This is a genomic window from Halomonas flagellata (genome assembly GCF_022487945.1).
In the GTDB taxonomy this organism is placed as follows: Bacteria; Pseudomonadota; Gammaproteobacteria; order Pseudomonadales; family Halomonadaceae; genus Halomonas; species Halomonas flagellata.
The window spans coordinates 1-2462 of sequence record NZ_JAKVPY010000062.1 but is presented as its reverse complement, the minus strand read 5'-3'; the positions used below and the strand labels follow the sequence as shown (position 1 = coordinate 2462).

General features: G+C 66.1%; 3 protein-coding genes. All 3 read right to left on the bottom strand.

What is annotated here, in order from left to right; translation table 11 throughout:
- Positions 1-32: 32 nt before the first annotated feature.
- Positions 33-1583, bottom strand: coding sequence for an IS66 family transposase (gene tnpC, locus MKP05_RS21075; RefSeq protein WP_240570108.1), 1551 nt, complete (start codon positions 1581-1583; stop codon positions 33-35).
- A gap of 92 nt (positions 1584-1675) precedes the next feature.
- On the bottom strand, positions 1676-2011 hold the full coding sequence (tnpB, locus tag MKP05_RS21070; protein WP_146218685.1) for an IS66 family insertion sequence element accessory protein TnpB: 336 nt from the start codon (positions 2009-2011) through the stop codon (positions 1676-1678).
- The gene (tnpA, locus tag MKP05_RS21065) at positions 2008-2376 is read right to left on the bottom strand and encodes an IS66-like element accessory protein TnpA (protein WP_110283838.1); all 369 of its coding nucleotides are present in this window, start codon (positions 2374-2376) and stop codon (positions 2008-2010) included. The genes tnpB and tnpA overlap by 4 nt, the downstream gene beginning before the upstream one ends.
- Between the last annotated feature and the right edge of the window lie 86 nt (positions 2377-2462).

The window sequence follows — 2462 nt, the reverse complement described above, 5'->3', positions numbered from 1 at the left end:
GTAAGCGTTCGGGCATCACCGCTTGTCAGTGATCAGGCGTTGTGCTGCCAGTTGTGGGGCAGGAGTTCGTGGATTTGGCTGGCCTTGTGTGTCGGCAGCCGTTCCAGCACGTTCTTCAGGTAGGCGTAGGGCTCATGGCCGTTCAGCTTCGCGGACTGGATCAGGCTCATGATGTTGGCAGCACGCTGGCCACTGCGCAGCGACCCGGCGAATAGCCAGTTGGTCCGTCCCAACGCCCAAGGGCGAATCAGGTTCTCCACCCGATTGTTGTCGATCGGCAGCCCGCCGTCATCCAGGTAGCGCGTCAGCGCCGCCCAGCGTTTCAGGCTGTAGTCCAGCGCCTTGGCCGTCGCCGAGCCGTTCGGCACCTTCTCGCGATGAGCCAGCATCCAGCGGTGCAGCGTGTCGGCGATGGGCCTCGCCCTGGTGTCGCGTAGCCGCTGGCGTTCTTCGGCGGTGAGCGCCTTGGCCTCACGTTCCACCTGGTAGAGCTGGCCGATGTGCTCGATGGCCTGTTCCGCGATCTGGCTCTTGCCGGCCACGTGCAGGTCGACGAACTTGCGTCTCGCGTGGGCCATGCAGCCGATTTCGGTGACGCCGTTGGCAAAGCTCTGCTTGTAGCCGCTGTAGTCATCGCAGATCAGCTTGCCCCGCCAGTCGCCGAGGAAGTCGCGGGCATGCTGGCCGCCACGACCGTCGGTGAAGTCGTAGATCACCGCCTTCAGGTCGGCATAGGGCGTGGTGGCATAGGCCCAGAGGTAGGCCCGGTGGGTCTTCTTCTTGCCCGGGGCCAGCATCGGCACCGGGGTTTCATCGGCATGCAGCACCGGCTCGGTGAGCAGCATGTCACGCAGGGCATCGATCAGCGGCTGGAGCCGCACCCCGCAGATGCCGACCCACTCGGCCAGGGTCGAGCGCGGAATCGGCACGCCGGCCCGGGCGAAGATCTGCTCCTGCCGATAGAGCGGCAGGTGATCGCCATACTTGGCGATCAGTACCTGGGCCAGCAGGCCCGCGGTGGCGATGCCCTTGTCGATGATCTGGGCCGGCATCGGTGCCTGGATCAGCGTCTCGCACTGAGCACAGACCCACTTGCCGCGGACATGGCGCTCGACGCTGAACACCCCGGGGGTATAGTCCAGCTTCTCGCTGACCTCTTCGCCGATCCGCCGCAACTGGCAGCCGCACGGGCAGTGCTCGCTCTCCGGCTCATGGCGAATCTCGGTCCGCGGCAGCTCGGGAGGCAACGGCGCCCGCTTGGGCTTTTTCCTGGTCGCCGGCGGTGTCGCGGGCGTGACCAGTGCCTCCAGCTCGGCCTCGATGGCGGCGATGTCGGCATCCACCACCTCCTCCAGCAGACTGATCTGCAGCGCATCGAGCTGCTCGCTGCGCTGGCCGAACTTGTGGCGCTTCAACAACGCCAGTTCGTAGGTCAACTGCTGGTTGCGCTGCTCGCTGTGACGCAGGGCTTTCTGGCTCTGCTCCAGCGCCTGCTCCTGCTGCTCGACCTGCGACATCAGCGTCGCCGCCAGGTGGCGGAGCTGATCGGGGGAGAGCTGAGACAGATCGGGCGGCGTGTTCATCCGGCGAGTATGCCAGTCCACGGGGGATAACGGGATTCGCGGATCATCGAATGGCCAGCGCTCGCCTTCTATGCCGTTCATGGCTTGACGCCTCAGACCACCGAGATCGCGGCGTTGGGACCGAGGCGTTGCCACGGCAGCCCCTGCACCAGCGCCGTCACCTGCTCGGGGGACAGCTCGATCCGATCGCCTCGCCAAGTCCCGGCCCAGTGGAACTTGCCCTGGTTCAGACGCCGGGCGCAGAGCCAGATGCCCAGGCCATCGTGGACCAGCACCTTCATGCGGTTGCCGCGCCGGTTGGCAAAGAGATAGGCGCAGTGCGGTCGAGCAGCGCCGAACACCTTCACCACCCGGGCCAGCGCCGTGTCGGGGCCGGCGCGCATGTCCAGGGGCTCGGTGGCCAACCAGATCTCGTCGATGCGGATCATGCGAGCAGCTCCCGGATCAGCGACCGGCAGGTGTCGGCCTCCGAGGCAGGCCACTCGATGACCACCGGCCCGTTGGGGCGCGGGATCGTGAGGCGAATGCGGTCCGTCACCTGGTTCTGGGGAGCGACCGGCGGTGAGGCACTGGCCATGGGCACCGGCACAAACGCCGGCGCTTCGGTCACGGCGCTTCGCTGGCGAGTGGTACGGATCCACTTATGGACCAGGTTGGCATTCAGGCTGTGCTCCAAGGCAACACCGGCGACGGAGGCGCCGGGTTGCTGGCACGCCTCGACGATCCTGGCCTTGAAGGCGGCGGTGAAGCGGCGACGCTTGCGAGGGGCTTCCAGCACGCTTAAGTCGGTCATGATAGGTGTCCACTTATTGATAGGTGGACACCTACCGTCACGGAATTTGGGGCTCTGCGGTAGATGGGTTCACCGGCCGCTTACGG

Excerpts from the sequence above, each read along its gene's own strand:
- tnpC (WP_240570108.1), bottom strand. The coding sequence starts at position 1,583 with ATGAACACGCCGCCCGATCTGTCTCAGCTCTCCCCCGATCAGCTCCGC.
- tnpB (WP_146218685.1), bottom strand. The coding sequence starts at position 2,011 with ATGATCCGCATCGACGAGATCTGGTTGGCCACCGAGCCCCTGGACATG.
- tnpA (WP_110283838.1), bottom strand. The coding sequence starts at position 2,376 with ATGACCGACTTAAGCGTGCTGGAAGCCCCTCGCAAGCGTCGCCGCTTC.